This is a genomic window from Streptomyces chisholmiae (genome assembly GCF_031845445.1).
Lineage (GTDB): Bacteria > Actinomycetota > Actinomycetes > Streptomycetales > Streptomycetaceae > Streptomyces > Streptomyces chisholmiae.
On sequence record NZ_JAVREO010000002.1, the window covers coordinates 386,691 to 410,842 of the forward strand.

Annotated in this window: 24 protein-coding genes, 1 tRNA gene and 1 pseudogene; 14 read left to right on the plus strand and 12 right to left on the minus strand. The window is 70.8% G+C overall.

Features of this window, described 5'->3' with window-relative positions:
• Nucleotides 1-152 precede the first annotated feature (152 nt).
• Together RM844_RS04600 and RM844_RS04605 are read left to right on the plus strand one after the other, a co-directional pair.
• Nucleotides 153-944, plus strand: a complete 792-nt coding sequence (locus tag RM844_RS04600; RefSeq protein WP_311665000.1) for a GntR family transcriptional regulator — start codon at nucleotides 153-155, stop codon at nucleotides 942-944.
• A complete protein-coding gene (locus RM844_RS04605) occupies nucleotides 944-1,717 on the plus strand; it encodes a glycosyltransferase family 2 protein (protein WP_311665002.1) in 774 nt (257 codons plus the stop codon). Before RM844_RS04600 ends, RM844_RS04605 begins: the two co-directional genes overlap by 1 nt.
• On the opposite strand, the gene RM844_RS04610 is transcribed toward RM844_RS04605, so the two are convergent.
• On the minus strand, nucleotides 1,704-2,462 hold the full coding sequence (locus RM844_RS04610; protein WP_311665003.1) for a GntR family transcriptional regulator: 759 nt from the start codon (nucleotides 2,460-2,462) through the stop codon (nucleotides 1,704-1,706). The two genes, RM844_RS04605 and RM844_RS04610, sit on opposite strands and share 14 nt — an antisense overlap.
• 80 nt (nucleotides 2,463-2,542) lie before the next feature.
• On the opposite strand from RM844_RS04610, the gene RM844_RS04615 reads away from it, so the two are divergent.
• From RM844_RS04615 to RM844_RS04635, 5 genes are all read left to right on the plus strand, one after another.
• The gene (locus tag RM844_RS04615) at nucleotides 2,543-2,833 is read left to right on the plus strand and encodes a hypothetical protein (protein WP_311665004.1); all 291 of its coding nucleotides are present in this window, start codon (nucleotides 2,543-2,545) and stop codon (nucleotides 2,831-2,833) included.
• Nucleotides 2,834-2,923: 90 nt separating this feature from the next.
• Nucleotides 2,924-3,130 carry a hypothetical protein gene (locus RM844_RS04620; RefSeq protein ID WP_311665006.1) on the plus strand — a complete coding sequence of 69 codons (207 nt, stop codon included), beginning with the start codon at nucleotides 2,924-2,926 and terminating at the stop codon, nucleotides 3,128-3,130.
• Nucleotides 3,127-3,375 (plus strand): hypothetical protein, encoded by a 249-nt coding sequence (locus RM844_RS04625; protein ID WP_311665008.1) that lies wholly within the window; start codon nucleotides 3,127-3,129, stop codon nucleotides 3,373-3,375. Before RM844_RS04620 ends, RM844_RS04625 begins: the two co-directional genes overlap by 4 nt.
• A 2-nt stretch (nucleotides 3,376-3,377) precedes the next feature.
• Nucleotides 3,378-4,106, plus strand: a complete 729-nt coding sequence (locus RM844_RS04630) for a GntR family transcriptional regulator (protein WP_311665009.1) — start codon at nucleotides 3,378-3,380, stop codon at nucleotides 4,104-4,106.
• 302 nt (nucleotides 4,107-4,408) lie between these two features.
• Nucleotides 4,409-4,984, plus strand: coding sequence for a hypothetical protein (locus RM844_RS04635; protein ID WP_311665011.1), 576 nt, complete (start codon nucleotides 4,409-4,411; stop codon nucleotides 4,982-4,984).
• 330 nt (nucleotides 4,985-5,314) lie between these two features.
• Here the strand turns inward: RM844_RS04635 and RM844_RS04640 are convergent, their stop codons facing one another.
• A complete protein-coding gene (locus RM844_RS04640) occupies nucleotides 5,315-6,217 on the minus strand; it encodes a RelA/SpoT domain-containing protein (RefSeq protein WP_311665013.1) in 903 nt (300 codons plus the stop codon).
• A 47-nt stretch (nucleotides 6,218-6,264) separates the two neighbouring features.
• Complete coding sequence (locus RM844_RS04645) at nucleotides 6,265-7,287, minus strand: DUF262 domain-containing protein (protein WP_311665015.1); 1,023 nt, start codon at nucleotides 7,285-7,287, stop codon at nucleotides 6,265-6,267.
• Nucleotides 7,288-8,111: 824 nt separating this feature from the next.
• Here RM844_RS04645 and RM844_RS04650 point away from each other — a divergent pair.
• The gene (locus tag RM844_RS04650; RefSeq protein WP_311665017.1) at nucleotides 8,112-8,630 is read left to right on the plus strand and encodes a DUF3830 family protein; all 519 of its coding nucleotides are present in this window, start codon (nucleotides 8,112-8,114) and stop codon (nucleotides 8,628-8,630) included.
• Here the strand turns inward: RM844_RS04650 and RM844_RS04655 are convergent.
• Both RM844_RS04655 and RM844_RS04660 read right to left on the minus strand, forming a co-directional pair.
• Nucleotides 8,611-10,062: an amidase gene (locus RM844_RS04655; RefSeq protein WP_311665019.1), complete on the minus strand. Its 1,452-nt coding sequence runs from the start codon at nucleotides 10,060-10,062 to the stop codon at nucleotides 8,611-8,613. The two genes, RM844_RS04650 and RM844_RS04655, sit on opposite strands and share 20 nt — an antisense overlap.
• Nucleotides 10,059-11,030, minus strand: a complete 972-nt coding sequence (locus tag RM844_RS04660; RefSeq protein WP_311665021.1) for a D-2-hydroxyacid dehydrogenase — start codon at nucleotides 11,028-11,030, stop codon at nucleotides 10,059-10,061. The genes RM844_RS04655 and RM844_RS04660 overlap by 4 nt, the downstream gene beginning before the upstream one ends.
• A 173-nt stretch (nucleotides 11,031-11,203) precedes the next feature.
• Here RM844_RS04660 and RM844_RS04665 point away from each other — a divergent pair, with 173 nt between their 5' ends.
• Both RM844_RS04665 and RM844_RS04670 read left to right on the plus strand, forming a co-directional pair.
• On the plus strand, nucleotides 11,204-12,103 hold the full coding sequence (locus RM844_RS04665; protein WP_311665022.1) for a maleate cis-trans isomerase family protein: 900 nt from the start codon (nucleotides 11,204-11,206) through the stop codon (nucleotides 12,101-12,103).
• A gap of 8 nt (nucleotides 12,104-12,111) precedes the next feature.
• Nucleotides 12,112-12,855, plus strand: coding sequence for a maleate cis-trans isomerase family protein (locus RM844_RS04670; protein ID WP_311665024.1), 744 nt, complete (start codon nucleotides 12,112-12,114; stop codon nucleotides 12,853-12,855).
• A gap of 115 nt (nucleotides 12,856-12,970) precedes the next feature.
• On the opposite strand, the gene RM844_RS04675 is transcribed toward RM844_RS04670, so the two are convergent.
• Nucleotides 12,971-13,411 carry a site-specific integrase gene (locus RM844_RS04675; protein WP_311665026.1) on the minus strand — a complete coding sequence of 147 codons (441 nt, stop codon included), beginning with the start codon at nucleotides 13,409-13,411 and terminating at the stop codon, nucleotides 12,971-12,973.
• Between the two features lie 90 nt (nucleotides 13,412-13,501).
• Nucleotides 13,502-15,256, minus strand: a complete 1,755-nt coding sequence (locus RM844_RS04680) for a putative bifunctional diguanylate cyclase/phosphodiesterase (protein WP_394814436.1) — start codon at nucleotides 15,254-15,256, stop codon at nucleotides 13,502-13,504.
• Nucleotides 15,257-15,603: 347 nt separating this feature from the next.
• On the opposite strand from RM844_RS04680, the gene RM844_RS04685 reads away from it, so the two are divergent.
• Nucleotides 15,604-16,818, plus strand: coding sequence for a M6 family metalloprotease domain-containing protein (locus RM844_RS04685; protein WP_311665029.1), 1,215 nt, complete (start codon nucleotides 15,604-15,606; stop codon nucleotides 16,816-16,818).
• Nucleotides 16,819-16,894: 76 nt separating this feature from the next.
• Here RM844_RS04685 and RM844_RS04690 read toward each other — a convergent pair.
• The 3 genes from RM844_RS04690 to RM844_RS04700 form a co-directional block, all read right to left on the minus strand.
• A tRNA-Lys gene (locus tag RM844_RS04690) sits at nucleotides 16,895-16,968 on the minus strand.
• A 152-nt stretch (nucleotides 16,969-17,120) separates the two neighbouring features.
• On the minus strand, nucleotides 17,121-17,477 hold the full coding sequence (locus tag RM844_RS04695) for a hypothetical protein (protein WP_311665031.1): 357 nt from the start codon (nucleotides 17,475-17,477) through the stop codon (nucleotides 17,121-17,123).
• 34 nt (nucleotides 17,478-17,511) lie between these two features.
• Nucleotides 17,512-18,429 carry a phosphatase PAP2 family protein gene (locus RM844_RS04700; RefSeq protein ID WP_311665034.1) on the minus strand — a complete coding sequence of 306 codons (918 nt, stop codon included), beginning with the start codon at nucleotides 18,427-18,429 and terminating at the stop codon, nucleotides 17,512-17,514.
• Between the two features lie 200 nt (nucleotides 18,430-18,629).
• Here RM844_RS04700 and RM844_RS04705 point away from each other — a divergent pair, with 200 nt between their 5' ends.
• Nucleotides 18,630-19,235, plus strand: a complete 606-nt coding sequence (locus tag RM844_RS04705) for a histidine phosphatase family protein (RefSeq protein WP_311665036.1) — start codon at nucleotides 18,630-18,632, stop codon at nucleotides 19,233-19,235.
• 88 nt (nucleotides 19,236-19,323) lie between these two features.
• Here the strand turns inward: RM844_RS04705 and RM844_RS04710 are convergent.
• A pseudogene (locus RM844_RS04710) lies at nucleotides 19,324-20,845 on the minus strand (hypothetical protein).
• A 174-nt stretch (nucleotides 20,846-21,019) separates the two neighbouring features.
• On the opposite strand from RM844_RS04710, the gene RM844_RS04715 reads away from it, so the two are divergent.
• On the plus strand, nucleotides 21,020-21,421 hold the full coding sequence (locus RM844_RS04715) for a hypothetical protein (protein WP_311665038.1): 402 nt from the start codon (nucleotides 21,020-21,022) through the stop codon (nucleotides 21,419-21,421).
• A gap of 142 nt (nucleotides 21,422-21,563) precedes the next feature.
• Nucleotides 21,564-22,427, plus strand: a complete 864-nt coding sequence (locus RM844_RS04720; RefSeq protein ID WP_311665040.1) for a spermidine synthase — start codon at nucleotides 21,564-21,566, stop codon at nucleotides 22,425-22,427.
• A 303-nt stretch (nucleotides 22,428-22,730) separates the two neighbouring features.
• Here the strand turns inward: RM844_RS04720 and RM844_RS04725 are convergent, their stop codons facing one another.
• Nucleotides 22,731-24,149 carry a GH1 family beta-glucosidase gene (locus tag RM844_RS04725; protein WP_311665042.1) on the minus strand — a complete coding sequence of 473 codons (1,419 nt, stop codon included), beginning with the start codon at nucleotides 24,147-24,149 and terminating at the stop codon, nucleotides 22,731-22,733.
• Between the last annotated feature and the right edge of the window lie 3 nt (nucleotides 24,150-24,152).

Consider the following 24,152-nt stretch of genomic DNA (forward strand, 5'->3'; position numbering starts at 1 on the left):
AACTCCTCTTGAGGAGTTGATGAGACGACTATGACGGCCAATCAGGGAGAGGTCAAGTCCTCTAGAGGAGTTGTTAAGGTGAGTCGCGGAGAAGGTTCGCAACAACTGTTGCGAATTTCGGTCTGTCCGAGCGGACGAGGGGTGAGCACGACATGCCCAAGGCGTACGAAGAGATCGCCGATGACCTGCGGCGACAGATCGAGGACGGCACCTGGCAGCCAGGCGACCGCCTGCCCTCCGAGGAGGAGTTGCGGCGCACCTACGACAAGGGCGTGCCCACCATCCGGCAGGCCCTGGCCGAGCTACAGACCGAAGGTCTGATCGACAAGCGCCACGGGAAGGGCACCTTCGTCCGGGTCCCCCGCCGCGCTGTCCTGCGGACGAACGAGCGCCACCAGTGGGAGAAGAGCCGCGCCCGCGAACTGGAGGAGGTGCGCGCGCAGACCGGGGTGACCGAGCACGACACCGGCCTGACCGTCAACGACCTGGTCTTCAGCGCCCGGTACCACGAGATCGAGGCCGACGAGGAGTTGGCCGAACTCTTCGATGTCCCGGTCGGCACGGCCCTGGTGGAGCGGGTCTACCGGACCCGGTACGCCGTCGAGCCGGCCCCGTTCAACCTCACCCACTCCTACCTGGTGCGCGACCTGGTGGCCGCCAACCCGGACCTGCTGGACGAGACGAAGGAGCCCTGGCCCGGCGGGACCCACAACCAGCTGCACACCGTGGGCATCGAGTTGGACCAGATCGTTGAGGAGATCATCGCGGCCCGGCCGCCGACCCAGGACGAGGCGCGGGAACTCGGCATGGCCCCCGGCATGGCCGTCATCCACCTCCGCAAGAAGTGCGTCGACGTCGAGGGCCGTGTGGTGGAGCTGTCGAACATCACCCTGCCCGGCGACCGAACCCAACTGAAGTTCGTGACCCCCCTGGAGCGCTGGTGATGACCACGAATCCGCAGCTTGTCACCGTCATCACGGCCGTCCACGCGCCCAGCGCGCCGTTCCTGGTGGAGGCGTACGAGTCCCTCCGCTCCCAGGAACTCCCCGCGGGCTGGGACTGGCAGTGGGTCATCCAGGAGGACGGCGCGACCGACATCGTCACCCAGGCCATCCCCGACGATCCCCGCATCAGCTTCGGGCAGGGCCGTCCGGGTGGTCCTGGCGTGGCGCGCACGATGGGCATGGCCCGGGCGGAGGGCGCCTATCTCAAGGTGCTGGACTCCGACGACATACTGACCCCGGGCGCCCTGGCCCGCGACCTGGCCGTGCTCACTACGCACCCGGACGTCGGCTGGACCACTTCTCGGGCCCTGGATCTGCTGCCGGACGGGACCACAAAGGGTTTTGACCTGGACCCGGAGGACGGGCCGATAGAGCGCGGCGCCGTGTTCCGGCACTGGCAGGCCAACGACTACCGCCCGCAGGTCATGCCGGCCTCGATGTGCGCCAGGACCGACCTGGTGGTGGCGCTCGGCGGGTGGATGGCGTTGCCGGCGTCTGAGGACACCGGACTGCTGCTGGCTCTGAACACCGTGAGCCGCGGCTGGTTCACCCGGGAGTTCGGGTTGTACTACCGCAAGTGGCCCGGTCAGGTCACCGCCCTGCCCGCCCACACCGACAAGGGCGAGCGCGGCACCCGTGCCGCTATCGCCGAAGCCCGCGTCCGGGCGTTGGAAGCGCTGAGCGGCTGGCGGTTCCCGGCTATGGGCGGTTGATCGGGATCTCGTAGACGATCTCGCAGTGGGCGGCCGGCACCACGATGTCGGCCGTCTCCACCGGGCGGCCGTCCTCGGCGTAGTAGGTCCGCTGGATCGCCGTCACCAGCGCGCCGCGCTGCACGCCGAGGAGGTGGGCCTCCTCGGTGGTGGCGGCGCGGGGCTCCGGCTGTTCGATGGCGTGGCTGACGGTGATGTCGATGGCGGCCATCCGGTCCACCACACCCTTGCCGGCGTGCGGCCCGCCCTCGGGGAGGACGATCAGCGTCCCGCCCGTCAGCTCGTAGGGTTCCCAACTCGTCGACAGCTGAACGGGCTTGCCGTCGCCGAGGAATTCGTACGACGTGCGTACGCACAGCTCGCCCGGCTTGATGCCCAGTCGTCGGGCGATCCCCTCGGGTGCCGGCACCTTGGCCTCGGTGCGGTGTTCCCAGCTGCCGGCGCGGCCGAGCGCGGACATGTCCGCGCGGAACGGCGACCCGCCGCGCTTCTCCCGCACCAGGCTGCGGACCATCCGGACCCGTTCCCGTGGCTCGGCGACATACGTGCCTGAGCCGGCCCGGCCTTCCAACAGTCCCTGTGAGATCAGGTGTTCCTGCGCCCGGCGGACCACGTTGTCCCCTACGCCGTAGTCCTCGGCGAACCGGGCACGGGAGGGCAGTCGGTCCCCGGGTGACCATTCCCCGCTGGCGATGCGCTGCCGGAGCGCGTCAGCGATGCGGAGATAAGGCGGCTGCTCAGGCATGTAGCCAAATCTAGTCCACTAGCTCTAATCTAGTTAACTAGCTTCACCGTCAGTGATTCCGCAGCGACGGAGGATTCGCCGTGCCCGCACCTGTTTCCCGTGCGCAGGACATCGCAGCGCGCCTCACCGCTGCGGGATTCACACCCCGGCTCACCCACCACCCCACCCACATCCGCATCGAGACGGACGTGGCGGAGCCGGTCAGCACGGAACGCTGGCGCCTGCTGCTGGCCGCCCTCGACCTGGGCGACCGGTTCGGGCTGACGGGTGACGCGGAGAAACGAACGGCCTGGACCCACGTCCACCACGGCCAGACCCCCGCGGCGGCCAGACACCGCCCGGGGGCGCGGCCACCAGCCACAGGGAGCTGATGACGTGCTCGACCTGATCCACCGTGCCACCGCCCGGGTGGTACAGCTCTTCCTGCCGCCCACCGGCCGTCACCGCACCGGAGGGCGCCCGTGAACGCCGCCGACCGGTACTGCCACTGGTGCGACGCCACCACCGAGGAACTCGAACTCATCGACATCATCGGCGGCGAGACCGGCGCCGGCTGGGGACTCCACGCCTGCCCGCCTTGTGTGCAGCGCGAGGAGTTGGTGCCCCTCAACCAGCGCCCGGCCTCCGCCTCGACCTCGCTGAGCGGCACGCCGGAGGGACGCCGATGACCGACGAAGCGCTCACCCCCGTCATCCTCACCGTCACCACGGTGCGCCGCCGGGACGTCGTCACCATCGGCGGCCAGCAGCTCCGGGTGTCCGACCTGCACACGCCCCGGGCCGGCTACAAGCTCGTGATCTTCGAGAGCGGCGAGATCCTCACCATGACGCCCCGCACCTGGTTCAGCGGCGTGCGCCCCGTGCCCGTTCCCTCCTCGGGGCGGCGGCCGGTCGCCCCGCTGCGGAGGCGGTGAACATGTTGCGCGTCGTCCAGTACCAGCGCATCGCCCACGACCTGCGCCAACAGATCACCGAGAGACAACTCTCCCCGGGCGACCGCCTTCCCTCTGAGCACCAACTCAGCACGCGCTACGGCGTCGGCGTTCCGACCGTCCGTCAGGCGATGGCCCTGCTGGAGATGGAAGGGCTGGTGGACAAGCAGCACGGCAAGGGCACCTTCGTCCGGGCGCCCCGCCCCCGCACCCAGTACCGGGACGACCGGCACACCTGGGCCGACTGGCAGCCCACCCCCGAGCACCTCACCCAGCACACCACGCATCGGACCACCGCGGACCACCAACTGTCGGCCCTGCTGGCCGTCCCCGTCGCCACCGTCCTGACCGAACACCGCTACACCACCCGCGTCCTGGACCACGCGCCCCACATCCTCGTGCGTGCCTACGTCCATCCCGACATCGAGGCCGATCTCATCGCCGGCACCGCTCCGAGCCCGTGGGGCGACGACCTCCACCAGGCTCTGGTCGCGGCCGGCGTTGAGTTGGCCGAGGTCACCGAGCGCGTCACCGCACGGCCGCCCACGGCCGAAGAGGCCCAGGCGATGAACCTCAGCGGCGGCATCGCCTTGCTGGAAATCACCCGCACCACGACCGACACCACGGGACGCGTTGCGGCCGCCGCCGTCCTCCGCTTCGCGGGCGACCGCGCGGAAGCCATCTACAGCAGGGCGGTACCGCCGCCCAACTGAGCTGAAACACGCGGGCGGCTGTCCCACCGGTCTCACTGTCCGGCTCGACGCCCCCGAAGAACCAACACCCTCTCGAACCTCCGCCGCCGCGTTCACCGCGCCGGCCCCGCCCGGAAGGTCGATCAGCCATGCCCAAACCCGCCAGCCCCGAGACTCCAGGGACCACGAACAGCGCCGGCCCATCCCTGCGCCCCGCGCACCAGGAAGGGGCCTCCCTGATAAGCCGGACGGCTGCTGCTGCGAAGGGGACCGTTCCCTACATCACCCAGTGGACCGGTGAACACTCGGCGTCCCCGAAGGTCGTGACCCGGCGCGGGCGGCTGGCCTATGCCGACGAGCGCCACTTCGACCGCGACGCCGGCGGCATCCTGTGGCGGCGCGCCCCCTCAACCCCGGGCAAGGGCAAGCCCGACTTCGCGGGCATCCACCCGCTCCGCCAACGCCTTGCTATGGCCGACCTGCGCTGCCAGGTCTGCGGCGGTCCCGCGGACCACAACGACGACGGCATCCTCTGGCTGCTCGGCGACGACCCCGACAACCCCGGGTCCTGGCCCCAGGGAATGGAGACCATGCACCCGCCGGTCTGCCTCCCCTGCGCGACCCTGTCCGTCCGAAGCTGCCCGCACCTGCGGCGCCACTTCGTCGCCCTCCGCGTCCAGACCGGAACCCTGGCCGGCGTCTTCGGCGCCCTGTACCAACCCGGCCCCCTCGGCCCCGTCCTCGTCGACGCTGCCGGCATCCCCTTCGGAGACCCCCAGATCCAGTGGGTCATCGCGAGCCAACTCGTCGTGACCCTGGACGCATTCACCTTCACCGACCTCGAAGCCGAAGTCGAGACGGCCCGCAGCATTACCAGCGACCCCCGGCATCACGAGTAACGAAGTTCTCCACGACACCAAGGCGCCGCACAACCGCGGCACACACGGCAGCGGCGGCCCCCGGGGGCCGCCGCTGCTATCGCTGCCCCCGCCTCGGCCCAGGCCTGCCGACCGCGCGCATCGACAACCAGCCATCAGCCATCGGGAGTGCAATCTTGGGCGCCGTCGTGGATGGGACGGTTCGACGGCTTTATGCACCTGCCGGACTCGGGACCCGCCTCGGACACGACCAGGGGACATCGGTCGCATTAACTGGGCAGGGCTCCGCCCGACAGGACGCCGCCCAAGCTCGCTCCACTGACACTCCCATGATGACGACTGCCTTCGATCTCACCAAAGAACGACTCGTTTCTCTTTCGGCCACCTGCGAGCTTCGGGCACCAAATCTTCCAGCTCACTAGAAATCAAGATCCTGCGCTTCTTGATACCGCGTAACAGCTGATCGTATCTTTCACGCAGCAACACCCCGACGGTCTTGTCTACTGGACTCAGGGACAAAGCTTCAATGAGGTCGCAATGTCGACCACAAAGTTCGATAAACTCTCGGATCGAGACTCCGGAGGCGGATAGTAGCCCTTCGACGGTGATTGCGAAACGTCTCATGTCTGACGGTAGCTGATCTTGACGCCAGATGCTCCGGGCCGCGTCGATGATTTCATTTCTCTTGTCAAAGATCTCGTAGGATGGATCGGAATCCACTTGCGCCATATTGGAGATGTTTGCCAACACGTCATCTACAATTTCAAGAAGGCCGCGAAGTCGTCCGTCCAGCCGTGCTTCCCTCCAGGAAAAGCGTTCACCCTTGTAGATCACGTCATGAGTGGATTCTTGGAGAGCATGCTGAATGTAGGTCGTGAACTGAATCTCTAATTTCACCCTAGAGACTTCGGGGTGCCGCTCAATGTAATCCGAGGGGAACATCGAAATGAGATGCGGCTGCTGGTAGCGAAAGTCGCTTGGTCTCCCGGCGTCGATATTCTTCGCATCCAGAAACTGGAGCATGAGGCGGACGCGGTCAATCGCGGCCTTTATGTCAGTCGGATGCAAAAGTACGGCACGGGCGGCGATTAGGTCTTCAATTTCCCAGAGGTCTCCATAGTCCCCTTTTTGCAGTTTAGCGAATACGGATTCAGTGGATTTCGTGCGAACTTGGATCGTAACGGGGTGGAGATCGTGAAGGTCCGCCCGAAGGCGTGCCCTGAGCCATTCCGCTCCAGATTCCAGCTCTTGCACTACTTCGCTGTATGCGCCTCGGAAGGAAGCAGGCACGATGGGTCGCATTAGCTCCCCAGCAAGACGTCACGCAGCAGCGCAGAGCGCAGCTCCCTATTGGACTTCTTGTTCGATCCCTGCAGGGCGGCGATACGGTACCTCCTTGCCCTAGGGGTTTCCTGATCCGCTAGTTCGGCCGAGAAATTATTAAGCCTTTCCCCCGAGTCCTCTACCTCAGGCAGTAGGCCGCTTTCGTGCAGGCTTGTTACTGCAGCCCACAATGAATAGAAGTCGGCCACATTGGAGAAACGACTTCCTTTCAGGGGAGTGGCTTGGTGTACCTTCTTCAAGTAGTCCTGAACTGCAATAAAGCGCTCATCTGCGGCAACTTTCCCGGGGATTTCCTTATCGTAATTAGCGTAGAAGTCGTCAAGGTAGTCCTTGCCTTCCTGGATGCCGTCAAGAGAGACGATGTATAGCTCCGAAACATACTCGACATCCTGCATTCGTCGAACCCTCGCGGGGGTCACCAGGCCAATTTCTGCCCAGAAGGGGTGCTCCGCCAACTCTTCAACCTTGCGGATGAAGGCGCCATCAAACTTTGCGTGCCTCAGTTCCTGCTTATTCAAGCGGCCGACATTTCGATTGAGCCTATCGAAGGCATTATTCAATTCTGCCGTCGATGCCTTCTTGATGTTTTCGACTGTGAAAACGTACTCCAATAGCTCCAGCTTGACTTCCTCTGGGAGTTCGGAGAAGTATTTATCTCCTAGGTCTAGGTCGTTGAGTCCATCCGGGGTTGTGAACTCGTCTCGCTGAAATTCGAAAAGGGCACTGAGGCGCTGCTTACCGTCAATTACCCGGTAGATCATGGGGCGATCAACCGAAACATCGACCTGCAGGAAGATGGTCGGTGCGGGGTAATTTCGAATCAAGGAATCGATGAAGAATTGCTTGTATTGGAGATTCCAGACGCTTCGCCGCTGATACGGTGGGTCTAGATCTAGCCGCCCAGAGGAATGAAGATCCAGGAACCATCCGATGGATTGCACATTGGTAGATCGCGAAAAATTAGTTGCCGCAGTCGACATATCGCGTCCTTCCTGAAGTTGGCAGGGGTGTGAGTAGGATACCGGAAGATTAACGTGTAGTCAGCGGGTTGCTAGTGGCTGAAAGTTAATTTCCGGACCGTCGCTGTTGCGTGTAGGGGGGCCGTAGGCAGAGTCAGGTCGGCCACGGACTTATGTGTCTTGTCGGTGCTGACCCCGAGGGTGCCAGGTGGAGTAACAATCCTCGCGATCCGGCGAGGCGCAGCGTCAGCGCTGAATGCAGCAAAGTACAGCAACGGCCACGACCACAGACACCGCCCCACCGCAGGGGCCCTGTCGTAGCCCGCACGTCCCCCACCAACCTCCTCGCCGCCCCTGGTTCCCAACGAGAGGCAGTAGCGCTGGACGGGGCGGGTGGTGAAGGGCCGGGATCAGGCCTTCCTGGCGCTCTCCGGCCAGCTGCGACTCGGTAGGCGCCCGGCGAGCCGACTGCGCGCCCGTCTCACTTTCCGTCTCATTCGCGTACGTCCGCCCAGGTCCGGGCAACGTCCGCCGCTGAGTCAGGGCCCATGTCGCGCACCACCCTGGACGCGCCCGAACGGCCGCCTCCCGTCCCACGCAGACCTGCAAAGCGAGTTACGCGGGTTCAATTCCCGCCACGGCCTCCGGCGTTCGAGAACTGATTGATCCGCGCGTACTGGTGGGGCCGCGGCGCCGGCCGTTGGCGCGCCGCCGGCGGGGCGGCGGATCGACTGCCCGGTGCCGTTTTCGGACATCTGCCCGCGTTCTCTGGGAAACCTCCCCGGCGGGGGGCGCGTGCGACGATGCCCCCGACAGTGCCGTGCACGACCGAGGAGGCAGCTGCGATGTCCGACCACACGCGTGAGACCGAGCGCTTCATCACCGTCTCGCTGGACAAACGAGGCGTCAGCGCTACCGCCAAGCTGTTGACCGACAAGGCGCCGCTCACCTGTGACGCCGTCTGGAACGCCCTTCCCCTGGGCGGGGACGTCTACCACGCCAAGTACGCGCGCAACGAGATCTACGCTCTGGTGCCCCCGTTCGCCCCGCAGGAGCCGCCGCTGGAGAACCCGACGATCACCCCCATCCCCGGCGACCTGTGTTACTTCACCTTCTCCGACACCCAGTTGGCCACCAGCTCCTACGGCTACGAGCAGCATGCCAAGCACCAGGGCAAGGCCACGGTGGTCGACCTCGCGCTCTTCTACGAGCGGAACAACCTGCTGATCAACGGCGACGCCGGCTGGGTGCCCGGCATCGTCTGGGGCGCCGTGGTGGACGGCCTGGACCGGATGGCGGACGCCTGCCAGGACCTGTGGCGCGCCGGCGCGTTGGGCGAGACACTCAGCTTCCGCCGCGCGTGACGGGCGGCGCCGCCGGCGGCAGCGGCGGCTCGGGCACCCCGGCCACCCCCGCCTCGTAGAGCGCGTGCGCCACCCGTAGCACGGTCGCGTCGCCGTGCCGTGGCGCGACCAGTTGGAGCCCGATCGGCAGCCCCGCCGCGTCCCGCCCGCAGGGCAGCGAGGCGGCGGGCTGCTGGGTCAGGTTGAACGGATAGGTGAACGGCGTCCACTCCGTCCAACGCCGCTGCCCCGACCCCGGTGGCACCTCGACGCCCGTGGCGAAGGCGGTGATCGGCAGCGTCGGCGTCACCAGCAGGTCGTACGCCTCGTGGAAGGCGCCCATCGCCCGCCCCATCGCCATGCGCACATCCACCGCGGCCAGATAGTCCAGCGCGCTGTACCTGGCGCCCTGCGCACGGACCTCCGCCAGCCCCGGGTCCAGCGCGGCCACCTGCCGCTCGTCGAAGAACTCGGTGACCCGCGCCGCACCGCTGAACCACAGCACGTGGAACGCCTCGCGCATCTCGTCGAAGGACGGCAGCGGCGGGTCCACCAGCGTCACCTCGGCGCCCAACCCGGCCAGCCGGTCCACCGCCCGGTCCACCGCGTCCGCGACCTCGCGGTCGACCCGCACCTCGCGCAGCCGCGGCGAGTAGGCGATCCGCAGGCCCCGCACCCGGGCCGCGCCGCCCACCAGCGCCGCGGTGAACGGGCTGCTGGGCGGCGCGAGTTGCGACCAGTCCCGGGAGTCGGACCGGCTGATCACGTCGAGCAGCAGCGCCGCGTCCGCCGCGTCCCTGGTCATCGGCCCGACATGGGCCAGCGTGCCGAACGCGCTCGCCGGGTAGAGCGGCACCCGGCCGTAGGTCGGCTTGAGCGCGAAGATCCCGCAGAACGCGGCCGGGATGCGGACCGAGCCACCCCCGTCGGTGCCCAGGCTGAACGGCCCGGCGCCCAGCGCGACCGCCGCGGCGCTCCCCCCGCTCGACCCGCCGGAGGTGCGCGCCGGGTCGTACGGGTTGCCGGTCGCGCCGTGCAGCGGGGAGTCGGTGACGCCCTTCCAGCCGTACTCGGGGGTGGTGGTCTTGCCCACCAGGACCGCGCCCGCCTCGCGGAGCCGGGCCACCGAGGGCGCGTCCTCCGGCCAGCTCTCGCCGGCCGGCACGGCGGCCGAGCCGCGGCGCGTCGGGTGACCGCGCTGCAACAGGATGTCCTTGACGGTCGCCGGCACCCCGTCCACCGGGCTCAGGGGCTCGCCCCGGCGCCAGCGTTCGGTGGCCGCCCTCGCCTGTTCGGTCGCGCCCTCGTGATCGATCAGCACGAAGGCGTTCAACGTCTCGCGCGCCACCTCGGCGCGTCGCAGCACCGCCGCGACCGCCTCCGAGGGCGAGGCCGCGCGCGCCGCGTAGGCGGCGGCCAGCTCGGCGGCGGTCAGCGTGGCCAGATCTGTCATGTGTCCTCCGATGGAACGTAGCCGAGCTGCTTGTCCACGACGCTGAACAGGGGGCGGTCGGCGTGCCAGCGATCGAAGTTGTCCAGGAACTGGTCCGCGAGGTCGTCCCGCCAGCCGAAGGTGTCGCCGCTCATGTGGGGCGAGATCAGCAGGTTGGGGACGTCCCACAGCGGGCTGTCCGGCGGGAGCGGCTCGTCCGGCAGGACGTCGAGCGCCGCACCGCCCAGCCGGCCGGCGCGCAGCGCGTCGGCCAGGTCGTCGGTGACCACGTGGGCGCCCCGGCCGATGTTGATCAGTCGGGCGCTCGGCCGCAGCAGGGCGAGGGTCTCCGCGTCGAACATCCCGGTGGTCTGCGGCGTGAGGGGGGCCGCGCAGACCACCCAGTCCGTCTCGGGCAGAAGTTCGGGGAGTGAGTCGGCGGAGTGGACCCGACCGAAGGCCGGGTCCCGTTCCCTGGCCCGGCGCCCCACCAGCTCGACGGCGACGCCGAGGGACTGGAGCATGGCGCCGATCCGCCGGCCGATCGGCCCCGAGCCGACGATCACGGCGTTGCTTCCATAGACCTTTGCGGTCTCCCGGTGTACCCAGCGGTGCTCCTGTTGCGCCGCCCAGGTGCCCCGAAAATCCTTTGCCAGCGCCAACACGAGCCCCGCCACGTATTCGGCGATCGGCCGGTCGAAGACGCCACGGGCGTTGGTGATCACGGTGTCGGAGGCGAGCAGCTCGGGAAAGAGCAGCCGGTCGACCCCAGCGCTGGCGGTGTGCACCCAGCGGGGGCGGGCGCCGGGGCCGGGCCAGGCGTGTCTGACGGCGTCGGACGTGAAGTCCCAGACCAGCAGGACATCGGCCTCGGGCAGGCGGCTGGCCAGCGTTTTCGCGTTGCTGTGCAGCACGTCGGCGCGGCCGGCGAGCCGGTCGAGGCGGGGCAGGGGATCGTCGTCCAGAACCAGGACACGAGGTGCGGTCATGAGGGAGAAACCGTTCCGAAACGAATGGCTGTTTGAGTTGGGATGACGAGGATTGACCACGCTAGGAACCGGAACTACCTTCGTCAACGAAGGCATCTGCGAAAGCCAGTATCCCGGCCGGGGGTTTCCCTCAACCTCCAAGCCGCCCCTCCGTTGTGAATCGGGGTCCCGACATGGATGTCTCGTTTTTGGGTGGGCCGCAACCGCAGCGCGGTATCGGAGTTGTCGCACCCTTCGATTTCGCCCTCGACCGGGAGCTGTGGCGTTGGGTTCCCGACGATGTCTCGCTCCATCTCACCCGCACCCCGTTCGTCCCGGTCGAGGTCAGCCTCGACCTGGCCCGGCTGGTCAGCGAGCACGAGACGCTCCGCGAGGCGGTGCGGGCCCTGATCGCGGTGTCGCCCCAGGCGGTGGCCTACGCCTGCACCTCGGGCAGCTTCGTCGGCGGGTTGGCCGGCGAGCGCGCGATGTCCACGGCGATGACCCAGGCCGGCGAGGTCCCGGCGTGCACCACCTCGGGGGCGCTGTTGCTGGCGCTGCGCGAGCTGGGCGCGCGCCGGATCGCCGTCGTCACCCCGTACACCAAGTCGGTCACCGACTCCCTGGAGGACTATCTCCGGGAGGCCGGCGTCCAGGTCTGCGGCCGCAGCTACCTGGGGCTGACCAGGGAGATCTGGCGGGTCGGCTACCGCGACGTGGTCGACATGGCGCGCGAGGCGGTCCGTGAGGGCCCGGACGCGCTCTTCATCAGCTGCACCAACCTCCCGACCTACGACGTGATCCCGCAGCTGGAGGCCGAGCTGCGGATGCCGGTGATCTCGGCCAACCAGGTCACCATGTGGGCGGCGCTGCGGCGGGTCGGCAAGGCCGCGGTCGGCCCCTACCAGGCGCTGCTGGACCCGGCCGCGCGGCGCGGCCCCGCGTCGATGGCGCCGCTGCCGCGGGCCGACGAGCCCCCGCTGCCCGAGCCGGCGCTGGCGGAGGCCGTCGAGCCCCAGCCCGGATACCAGGACGGCTTCCCCGATCCGTTCGGCGACGGTCTTCCCGACGGCTTCCCCGACGACGAGAGGTGAGGTGACCGATGGTCGCCACGGTTGGCTTTCTCTACCCCGGGTACTCGGCCGAGGACGACTACCCCCGCCTGGAGGCCATGCTCAACGAGGCGGGGGCCGCGGTGCGGCTGCCGCTGGCGCACACCGACATCGGCACCGACGCGCACCGGGTGGACGCGCTGCTGGAAATGGGGTCCGTCGATCGACTGACCGCCGTCCTGGGCGAGTTGACCGGGCGCCACCCGCTGGGCGCGGTGGTCTGGGCCTGCACCTCGGCCAGCTTCGTCTTCGGCTACGAGGGGGCGGGGGAGCAGGTGCGGCGGCTCGCGGCCGCGGCCGGCCTGCCGGCCTCCAGCACCTCCTTCGCCTTCGCCCGCGCGGTCGCGTCCCTGGGCGTCACCCGGGTGGCGGTGGCGGCGACGTATCCGGCGGACGTCGCGGGCCTCTTCGCCGACTTCCTGAAGGCCGCGGGCATCGAGGTGGTGGCCACCCGGGGAAGCGGCATCATCACGGCGGCCGAGGTCGGCACCTGGGGCCGGGACGAGGTGCTGCGGCTGGCCGAGGCGGGGGACGATCCGTCGGCCGAGGCGGTGCTGCTCCCGGACACCGCGTTGCACTCGGCGGCCTGGGTGGCCGAGTTGGAGGCGGTGCTGGGCAAGCCGGTGCTCACCGCCAACCAGGTCACCGTCTGGGAGGGGCTGCGGCTGCTGGGCGTGGCCGCCGTCTGCCCGAGCCTCGGCACCCTCTTCGCCGGCGGGCGGCCGGCGGCCTGAGGGCCCCGCGAGTGGCGCGTCCGGGCGGCTGAGAGCGGGAGCGCGGCGAGGCGGCGCGGCGGCGCTGTCCCGGGGCCGCGCGCCGGGCGGTCCCCGGCGCGCGCGGCGCGGTCGGTCAGGCCGTGGTCGCCCCGGCGGCTGGTGGCGTGGCGGCTGGCGGCGCGGCGGCGGGCGGCGCGGTCGGGGCGCGGTGGCGCTTGCCCGCGGTGCGGAAGCCGTGGATGGCGTGCCCCTGAGCCCGGGCACCCCGCACGGCCTCCTCCCAGCTCAGCGCGCGCACCCGGGCGGTTCCGGTGCCGAAGAGCGGGCCCTTGGCCCGGTCGGCGAGCAGCGGGGCGAGCAGTTCCAGGGCGCGGGGGCCCAGCGTGACGGGAGACGTCCCGGACCTGACGACCTGACCGTGCTCGCCGTCCACCTCGGCCACATCGAGGGAGAGCAGGTCGAGGACGCGGATGTCGGTCTCCCACAGCAGCTGCCACAGGGCGCGGTGCACCGCCGGGATGGTCTCGTCCGCCAGCAGGGCGTCGAGTCTCTCCGGGGTGATGGTTTCAGCCATGATCTTCATGGATGGGCAGTATTCCGCCAACTCCGGGCGCAGTACAGGGGGGAGACGGCGGCGGGGCCTGGGGCGTCGGTCACGGTCGGGTCAGCGGCGCCCGGCCAGCATGGCGGCGAGGTGGTCGGGGGACAGCGGCCTGGCGTAGTGCCAGCCCTGGCCGGTGTCGCACCCGATGCGCCGCAGCCGCTCGGCCTGGGCCGCGCCCTCGACGCACTCCGCGGTGACGGTCAGGCCCAGTTTGTGGGCGAGTTGGACCAGCGAGGTCACGATGGTCTCGTCCGCCGGGTTGAGGTGGCGCGCGGTGCGGAAGCCGCGCACGAAGGTGCCGTCCAGCTTGAGCGCCCGCACCGGTAGCCGGCTCAGGTAGGCGAGGTTGGAGTAGCCGGTGCCGAAGTCGTCGATCGCGATCCGCACGCCCATGTCGGAGAGCGCCTGGAGGGCCTGCAACGGGCGGCCGGCCGAGCCCATCACGTCCGACTCGGTCAGCTCCAGCTGCAGCAGGCCGGACGGCAGCCCGGACTCGCGCAGCGCGCACGCCACGTCGTTGACCAGGTCGGAGTCCCACACCTGACGGACCGCCACGTTGACCGAGACGAAGAGCGGTGGCCCCGGGTGTTCGAGCTGCCAGCGCCGGGCCTGGCGGCAGGCCTCGTGCAGCACCCAGCGGCCCAGCGGGACGATGGCGCCGTTCTCCTCGGCGAGCCCGATGAACCGGTCCGGCCCGAGCACCCCGAACTGCGGGTGCCGCCAGCGCACCAGCGCCTCGGCGCCACGCACCAGGTCGTCGGCGAGCCCCACGATCGGCTGGTACTCCAGGATGAACTCGCCGCGCTCCACGGCGCGGCGCAGGGTGGAGGAGAGCGACTGACGGGTCATCCGGTGCGCGTTGCGCTCCGGGTCGAAGAGCGTCCACCTGGCCTTGCCGTCGGCCTTGGCCCAGTAGAGCGTGGTGTCGGCGGCCTGCATCAGGTCGGTGGGCGTGGTGGTGGCGCATTCTCGCTCCACCACCCCGATGCTGGCCGAAACCGCCAGCCGCTGACCGGCCAGGTCGAACGGGTGCTGGAGCGCGGCCAGCAGCGCGCCGGCCAGCACCGTCAGCTGCTCGGTGCTGGTCGAGCTCTCCACCAGCACGGCGAACTCGTCGCCGCCGAGCCGGGCCACCAGATGGCCGCCGGCGCCGGTGGCGCACTCGGTGAGCCGTTGGGCGGCTGCGCTCAGCAGCTGGTCGCCGATCCGGTGCCCCAGGGTGTCGTTGACCGCCTTGAAGCCGTCCAGTCCCAGGTAGCAGAGGCCGATCCGGCCGGTGGCCGAGTCGGCGAGGGCGTTGGTGAGGCGTTCGAAGAAGAGCCTCCGGTTGGGCAGCCGGGTGATCGGGTCGTGCATCTGGATGTGGCGCAGCCGTTCCTTCAGCTCCCGGCGCTCGCTGATGTCGGCCACCGTCAGCAGCGCCACCGTGTGCCGCCCTCCGGTGGGGGCCACGGTGATGTCGGCCCAGAGCGCGTGTCCGTCGGTGTGCTTGAGCCGCCGGGTGCAGTGCAGCAGCTCGCGCTGGCCGGCGAGCACCGCGTGGTAGGAGCCCTGGGTGCGGTCGTCGATGCCGATGCCGGTGACCGCGTCGGCCGAGCGGCCGGTCAGCTCGTCGGGGGCGACCCCGAGCAGGGAGCCGAGGGCCGGGTTGGCGGAGAGGATCTGTCCTGATCTGCCCACCAGGGCCATCGGCAGGGTGGCGATCCGGAACGCGGCTTGGTAATCCCGGAGAACTTCACTCTCCGTGAGGGCGTGGGGAATTGCGGCGAGGCCGCCTCCGGGGTTCTGGCCCGGTCCTTTGGGGGGTCCGTTCACCGATTGCTCCGGGAGGGGATGGGGCGCCCGCGGATGGTGCCGTCGGGCACTCCCCGGCTGCCCGCATGGCGTATCCACGCTGGAAATGTGCCGATCATAGAGGTTCTGGCGCGGACTGAGCCAGTGCTTGGTTGGCCTGTCTCGATTCCTTAGCGGCGCGCTTGCGACAAGTTTTCGACCAGCTGATCGTTTCTGCCCGCCCGCTTTACCTTGCTGATCGGTCAGGACTGATGTGCACGCACGGTAATCGGCGACGCGTTACCTGACCGGGCTATGGAAACAGGGCGTATCCCGGCGAAAACAAACAAGGTGGACTCGGCACATCCAATGGCTCGACGGGAGGCCGCATGCTCCGTGACCACCGCCGCCCAGCCGCCGTCCTGACCGCGCTCGGCGCGCTGCTGGCCACCACCATGACCGCGGCCCCCGGCACCGGAGCGATCGCCGACGAGCCCTGTGGCCTGCCGCGTTCCGCGGTGCACCACTCCGAGGGGCTGGACAGCTGGAACGACGACTACCCACGCCCGGTCGGCACCCTGAACGCGGTGATGCTCTTCCTCTCCTTCCCCGACGCCGAGCCCGAGCTGGACCCCGAGCGCATCGCCGAGGAGTACTTCCCGGCCACCACCGAGTACTTCGACCACTCCTCCTACGGCCGACTCGCGCTGCGGACCGAGCTGGTGGCCGAGTGGCTGGAGATGCCGGCCGACTCCGTGGACTACGGCATACAACGCGACTGGCCCGCCGACCTGCGGGCCGACTACCTACACGACGCCCTCTCGGTCATCGCCCCCGAGGCCGACCTGGCCGCCTTCGACATGATCTACCTGGTCGCCGACCCCGACGCGCCGGGCGTGGACTCGGACGCCACCAAGGTCGTCAACTTCAACTCCCCGATCACCGTCGGAGACGCCGAGATCCGCCGGCTGGTGACCGTCTTCGAGCACCGCCGGCCGGACCGCAACGTCCTGGCCCACGAGACCGGGCACGTCTTCGACCTGCCCGACCTGTACAACCGCCCCACCGAGGGGGCGGGCGACTGGGACACCCATGTGGGTGACTGGGACCTGATGGGCAGCCAGTTCGGACTCGCCCCCGACCTCTTCGGCTGGCACAAGTGGAAGCTGGGCTGGCTGGACACCGAGCACGTCGACTGCGTGCGGACGCCGGGCAGCAGCCGGCACACCCTCCAGCCGCTGGGCGCCCCGCTGGACGAGCGTGACCCGGCGGCCGACACCCGGGTCGTGGTGGTCCGCACCGGGCCCACGGAGGCGCTGGTGGCGGAGGCGCGCACGCCGATCGGGAACGACAGCGACATCTGCACCCGGGGCGTCCTGCTCTACCGGGTGCGCAGCGACGTGCCGTCCGCCGACGGGCCGATCGAGGTGGTGGACGGCCACCCGGAGACCGAGGCCTGCCACGGCACCTCGGTCCACCCCAGGCTGGCCGACGCCCCGCTGGAGACCGGTGAGAGCTACACCGACCCGGAGACCGGGGTGCGGGTCGAGGTCGGGGAACGCACGGCGAGCGGCGGCTGGCACCTCCGGGTCGACCTGGCGTAGTCCCGGAGGGGACGGCCGGCACACGAAGAAGCCCCCCACCCGCCGTCTCCGGCTGGTGGGGGGCTTCCCCTGTCGGTGCGCCGCCAGGGACTCGAACCCCGGACCCGCTGATTAAGAGTCAGCTGCTCTAACCAACTGAGCTAGCGGCGCCTGCTGACGTGGTAAACATTAGCACCCCGAACCGGTGAAGCAAAAATCGCTTCCCGGGTGGGCTCTTTCTGGCGTTTTCCCAGCCCACAGTGGCTGCGCCCACCGGGGAGCCGACCGGCAGACGGCGGCCGGTCGGCGGCCGGGACCCGGGATCACGCCCGGCGCCCGAGGAGTCCTCGGCCGAACTCGATCATCTTCACCGCGTAGTCCTCCGTCCACCCCGCGCGGTCCGCGATGGCGGCCGGCGTCAGCCGGTCGAACCGGGTGGGATCGGCGAGCTGGGCCGCCGCCATCGCCTGGTACTCGACGGAGCGGTCGGCGGCCGACTGGAACGCCGTGGCCAGCTCCGTGGCCCGGCCCAGCAGCTCGTGCGGGTCGTTGATCGACTCCAGCGAGAAGAAGTGCTCCTCGTCGGCGGGCTCCGCGGGCGGCTCGAAGAAGAGCGCGGCCGGACGGCGGAACTGTGGCTGGCTGCCGGAGGGCTCGCGGCCCTGGCCGGATTCGGACATGCGAGGGATCAGCCTCCTGCTCGGGACGGCGGCGTCAGACGGTGTTCCTCGGGGTCGGAGAACCATTCTGCCGCGCCCTGGGGACACCGGGGGAGGCGCCAGAGGCGCCCGAGGGGGCGCTCTCCTGATCCGCACGCCGGCGCGGACGCCGGTCCTGGTCCTCGATGGTCGGCAGCGACGGGTAGTCCGGCGTGGCGGCCGACTCCTGCCATCCGAACCGGGTCCTGATCCGGGCGGCCAGCAGGAGCAGCGGCCTGGCCACCAGCAGCCCGACGACCATCACCGTCACCCCGGCCAGCGCGTCCAGGAAGTAGTGGTTGGCCGTGCCCATCACCACCATCGTGGTGATCAACGGATAACCGACCGCGGCGGCCCGCACCCAGCCCGACCGGCCGCCGTAGTGCCAGAGGGCGACGCCACACCACACCGACCAGCCCACGTGGAGGCTCGGCATGGCCGCGTACTGGTTGGTGAAGTCGCCCATGCCGCTGGGCGCGCTGGCGTCGTCCGCCCACCAACCCCAGCCGCTGTACTGGGCGAGGCTGTCCACGAAGCCGTGGCCGCCGGGCAGCAGCCGGGGCGGGCTGGTCGGCATCAGCGTGAAGCCCACGAGGCCCAGCATGGTCGAGGCCATCAGCCAGGTCCGCATCAACCGGTAGCGCGTCGGGTGGCAACGGAAGAGCCAGATGAGGATCGCCGGCGTGACCAGGTAGTGCAGCGAGGCGTAGGCGAACGAGGACGGCACCCCGAGCCAGGGCTCCTCGGTGAAGAGCCGGTTGAGCGGCTCCTCGGCGTGCAGCCACAGGGCGCGCTCCAGGCGCAGGATGCTCAGCCCGTTGTCCACGGCCGTGCTGACATCTCCCCTGGCCAGCAACCGCGCGCAGGAGTACGCCCCGTAAGCGACCAGGAGCAGCAGCAGCTCGGTCCACCAGCGTGGCCGCTGTTTGAGCATGGGTGCGCACTCCGGATCATCTCGTGGTCAACTGTTGATAACGCACAGGACAGTCCACCGTAAGGCGAACCGCTGTCGGAGAGACGCCCAGGGGCCCCTTGTCGGTTGCGTACGGGATGATGTGTGACGCTCGGGACGGACGAGATCCCACCAGCGACCGCGAACGCGCCCCCGCGAGCGCACCGTACGAGAGGAACCGCATGCCTGCTCGCCTCCTGTTGGTCCGGCACGGGCGAACGGCCTGGTCGGTGTCCGGCCGACACACCGGGCTGACCGACGTCCCCCTCCTCGACGAGGGACGGGACCAGGCCAGGGCGCTGGGCGACCGGCTGCGCGCGGCCCCGTGGGACGGGCTGCCCGACGCCGAGGTCCGCACCAGCCCGCTCGCCCGGGCCGCCGACACCTGCGCCCTCGCCGGCTTCGGTGACCGTGCCACCGCCTGGGACGCGCTGGTGGAGTGGGACTACGGCAGGGAAGAGGGCCTGACGACCGAGGAGATCACCCGCGAGCGCGGCGCGGACTGGGTGATCTGGCGGGACGGCGTGCGCGACGGCGAGAGCATGGCGCGGCTGGCCGAGCGGGCCGACGCGGTGGTGGCCTGGGCCAGGTCGGCGGAGCGGGACGCCGTCGTCTTCGCCCACGGCCACGTCCTCCGGGCGGTGGCCGCCCGGTGGCTGGACCAGGACGTCGCCTTCGCTGCCCGGCTGCGGCTGGACGCCGCCGCCCTCTCGGTCCTCTCCTGGGCCTACGGACAGCCGGCGGTGGAGCGTTGGAACGACACCGCGCACCTGTCCGAGACGGCCTGATCCGGTCGGGGCGCGCCCCAGGGAGCCCGTCGCGGGCCGCCCGCCCGGCGCGCGCCCCCGCGCCGGGCACGCCGCGGCCGTGGCCCGGTCATCGGGCGCGCGCGGTCATCGGGGGGGACGGCAGGACGGGCCGGGAACGAGCCCGCTGGAGGAACGCGGCGACCGTGGCGTCCCCGCGGGCCGGGTGCAGCCGCGCCGTGGTGTCGGCGAGCAGCTCCGTGATCCGGGTGGAGTGCACCCCGTCCAGCAGGTCCAGTGTCTGGTGGCCCACCTCGGCCGCCTCCTCCGGCTGGCCCGCGCGGGCTAGGAAGCCGGCCAACTCGGCGGAGTAGAGGGCGATGTTGCGGGCGAAGTGCGGGTCCCGCCGGGCCGCGGCGACCGCTCGCCTGGCGCACTCGCCGGCGCGCCGCCAGTCGCCGAGCAGCGCCCAGCACTGGCCTTCCAGGCTGGCGAACTCGCCGTCGCCGAAGAAGCTCATCCACTCCGGGCTCTCCGGCGAGCGGCCGCGTTCGTAGGCGGCGCGGGCCTGGGCGAGTGCCTGTTGGGCGCCGCCCCGGTCGCTCATGCCGGCCCAGCCGGCCGCCTCGCGCAGCGCGAGCAGGGAGCGCAGATGATCCGAGGCCAACCCCTGCGCGGCGCGCGCGCCGGCCTGCGCGGCGCGCACCGCCTCCCGCGGCCGCCCCGTGTCCCTGGCCAGGAACGCGGTGTTGCAGAACGCGTGCGCCTCCAGGGCCGGGTCACCGCCGACCCGGGCGGTGGCCAGGGCCTCCGCGTAGTAGGAACGGGCCTCCGCGTAACGCCGTGAGTCGTGGGCCAGCCAGCCGACCGAAAGGGCCAGCTCGCCGGTGTTGGAGTGCAGTTCGCCGTTGACGGTGGCCCGCTTGGCACCGATGTCCAGCAGCTCGTAGGCGGTGCGCAGGGCCTCGCCGGCCGGCCGGTAGAGCGCCTGCGAGCCATGCTGGTCATCCAGCAGCCGAATGTCGCGGACCGCCTGCCGGACCCGGGTCACCTCGGCGGCACCCGGCCGGGCCCGGCCGGCGGCGGCGCTCGGCGCCGCGCCCAGGGCGGTCAGGGACGCCAGGGCGGCCGGACCGCCGGTCATGAACGCGCGACGCAGCACGTCGCCCTCCTCCAGGTCGTGGGGGTGCTCACCCGGGGGCGCCGCGTCGCGCCCGCGCTGGGACGGCCACCGGCCGTCGGCTGCCCGGGGGATGGTGGGGGTGGGGGTGGCGGGCCGGCTCGGCGCGCCACGGGACGGGGCGGTGGGCGGGCGCGCCGCAGCCGGCCAGCCACGCGGCCCCAGGGGCCGGGGCGGTGCGCGGGCGCGCCCCGCGCCCGCGCACGGTCTCCCGCGGTTGGAAGCCGAGGTCGGTCAGCGTGCGTCCCGGGAACATATGAAGAAATACCCGTTCGTACGCGTAGTTAGGGCACCGAATCTCGCCGGCTTCCACGCGTCCCACATAGCGGGCGTCACAGGAGACCCGTTCGCCGATCTCGCGGGCGGCGCGGCGCACCGCGGCGGCGAACTCGCCGGGGGAGAGCCCGCCGCGCAGCTGCCGGAAGACCTCGTTGGGAACGGTGCTTCGAGACGTGGATGATGGCCTCGTCATGGCCGGGAAGGTACCGGCTGTAGCCAGCCGCGCACCCGCCGTTCCGGGCCGGAACAGCCGTCGGGCCGTCGATCTGCCATGAACTGCCATCCAATGGTGGGGCTTCTGGCCGTAGCTGTTGACGGTGGTCCGCCGTTAAACAACCGCACTCGACCGCACCCTCGGGAGGAACCCATGGCGGATACCGGCGACACGGCGGCCTGCGACCTGGTCACGGTTCCGGCACGGCAAGGACTGGAAGCCGTCGACCTGCTGCGACTCCGGCACGGAGTGGGCCCGGTGCTGCACGACCGGGAGGGCGACACCCTCGGCTTCCTGGTGCCACCCGGGACCGCCGCCCGGTGGAACCTGCCGGGCAGCGCCTGCACCAGGGCGGCCGCCGCCCACCCGGGGGGCGCCAGGCCGCCGGTGACGGGGAGCTGTTGGCTGGTGCCGCCGGAGGGCGCGGTGGCCCGGGCCACCGAGCCGGAGCGGCTGCGGGCGGCGATCCACGAGGCGATCAACCTGCTGGCCGTGGTGGACCGCTGCGGCGGCGGGGCCGGCAGCGGCGCCAGGCCCCGCCGCGCCGGCGCCTGAGGCGCCGGCGCGCACGGGCGTTACCGGACGGCTCGCACACCGGCGTGCGAGCCGTCCGGGGCGGACGGACGTGCTGGGCGCGGCGCGGGGCTCGTGCCGCCCCGGGTGCGCCCGCCCCCCGTTCCCGGGGGAGACTGGCCCGATGGCGGGTAGACGAGCGCGGCGCGCGGCCGAGCAGGAGCAGGCGATCGAGGCGGTGGACGGCGGCGAGGCCCAACTGCTTCCCGACCCGGACCGGGACGACGCGTGGGAGCTGCTGGTGGACGGCGCCCCCCAGTCCCATGTCGACCTCGCCGAGCCCACCCGGCTGGCCTTCGAGTACCAGCGGCGGCTGGGGCACCTGGTCGATCTGCTCGCTCCCGCCGGCCGTCCGGTCCAGGTGCTGCACCTGGGCGGGGGCGCGTTGACGATGGCCCGCTACGTGGCGGTGACCCGGCCGCGTTCCGGTCAGCAGGTGGCCGAGCCTGACACGCGGTTGACGGCACTGGTCCGGCGGCGCCTACCGCTCCCGGACGGCGCGCGGGTCCGGGTGCGCGCGCTGGACGCCCGGGCGGCGTTGGCCAGGATCCCGCCCGGCTGGGCCGACCTGGTGATCACCGATGTCTTCGCCGACGCCCGCACCCCGGCGCACTGCACCAGTGTCGAGTTCGTCGACGAGGTGCGCCAGGCACTGGCCCCCGGCGGCTGGTACGCCGTCAACTGCACGGACGGACCGCCGCTGGCTCACCTGCGGGGGCAGGTGGCCACCCTGCTCGCCCGGTTCCCCGAGGTCTGCCTGCTGGCCGAGCCGGCGGTGCTGCGCGGCCGGCGCTACGGCAACGGGGTGCTGTGCGCGGCCGAGCAGCCGTTGCCGGTGGCGGAGTTGACCCGCCGGGCGGCGGGCGACCCGTTCCCCGCGCGGCTGCTGACCGGCCGGGAACTGGCCGACTTCACGGGCGGCGCCGCCGTCGTCACCGATGCCACCGCCCGGCCGTCGCCGCCTCCGCCGGAGGGGGTCTTCCGCTGATCCACGGCCGCTGTCAGACCCCCGTGACACAGTGTGCTCGACTGGACGCGAAGAGCACTTCTGGGGGCGGGCATGGGACGACGGACACGGACGACGGACACCGGGCGGGCCGGGTGCGGGGCCCGGGGACGCGCCCGCCCCCGCCCCGGCCGCGCTGGGCGCGGTGCCGGGGCGGGGGCGGTTCCCCCCTGTCCTCCTCGCCGGGGCGGCCGGCTGGGGCGAGTGGTCGCCCGGTGTGGCGCGCTGTTCCGGCGAGGCTTCCGGGTAGGACAGGGGAAGTGTGCCGGGGTCTCCCGACCGGGGTCAGCCCGCGGCGGGCAGCCGCCCGTCGGCGATCACGCCGGAGTACCAGCGCGCGCTGGACTTGGGCGTCCGGCGCTGGCTCTCGAAGTCCACGTGCACCACGCCGAAGCGCTTGCTGTAGCCGTAGGCCCACTCGAAGTTGTCCAGCAGGGACCACAGGAAGTAGCCGCGCACGTCCACGCCCTGCTCGATCGCCTGGTGCACGGCGTCCAGGTGCCCGTGCAGGTAGTTGACCCGCTCCGGGTCGTGGACGGCCCCGGAGGCGTCCATCTTGTCCTCGAAGGCGGCGCCGTTCTCCGTGACGTAGAGCGGCAGGTCCGGCACCTCGTCCCCGAAGCGCCGCAGCAGCTGCACCAGCCCGGTCGGGTCGACGACCCAGCCCATGTCGGTGCGGTCGCCGGCCGCCAGGTGGAACTCCACCTGCTCCGAGCCCACCCAGGGGGAGTGCTCCGAGTTGCCGTGGCCGTCGTTGCGCGAGGCGTCGCCGGTGCCGTCCGCGCCGGAGACCACGGTGGGGGTGTAGTAGTTCAGGCCCAGGAAGTCGAGCGACTGGTGGATGTCGGCCTCGTCGCCGTCCTGGACGAAGGACCAGTCGCTGACCTGCGCGGTGTCCCGCTTCAGGTCCTCCGGGTAGCTCCCGTGCAGCACCGGGTCGGTGAAGATCCGGGTGTGCAGGGCGTCGATCCGTCGGGCGGCGTCCAGGTCCTCGGGGGAGTCGGTGTGCGGCCTGACCACCCCGGGGTTGAAGGTGATGCCGATCTGGGCCTCGGCCGGCAGCACCGTGCGCAGCGCCTGGACGCCCAGTCCGTGCGCCAGGTTGAGGTGGTGGGCCGCCTTCAGCACGGACTCCGGCTCGGTGCGGCCCGGCGCGTGGACGCCGGAGCCGTAGCCGAGGAAGGAGCTGCAGAAGGGCTCGTTGAGCGTGGTCCACAGCTGCACCCGGTCGCCCAGGGCCTGGGCGACCAGCTGGGCGTACTCGGCGAACCGCTCGGCGGTCTCGCGGACGGGCCAGCCGCCCGCGTCCTCCAGCTCCTGGGGGAGGTCCCAGTGGTAGAGGGTGATCGCCGGGGTGATGTTCCGCTCCAGCAGGCCGTCGGCGAGGGAGCGGTAGAAGTCCAGCCCGCGCTGCACGGCGGGGCCGCGGCCGGTGGGCTGCACGCGGGACCAGGACACCGAGAAGCGGTAGGCCTGGAGCCCGAGTTCGGACATGAGGTCGAGGTCGTCGGCCCACCGGTGGTAGTGGTCGCACGCCACGTCGCCGTTGTCGCCCTGGTAGACCTTGCCGGGGGTGCGGCAGAAGGTGTCCCAGATGGACGGCGTCCGGCCGTCCTCACGGGCCGCGCCCTCGATCTGGTAGGAGGCGGTCGCGGATCCCCACAGAAAGTCTGCGGGAAAGACCCGTGGTTGGTTTTCAGTCATGGA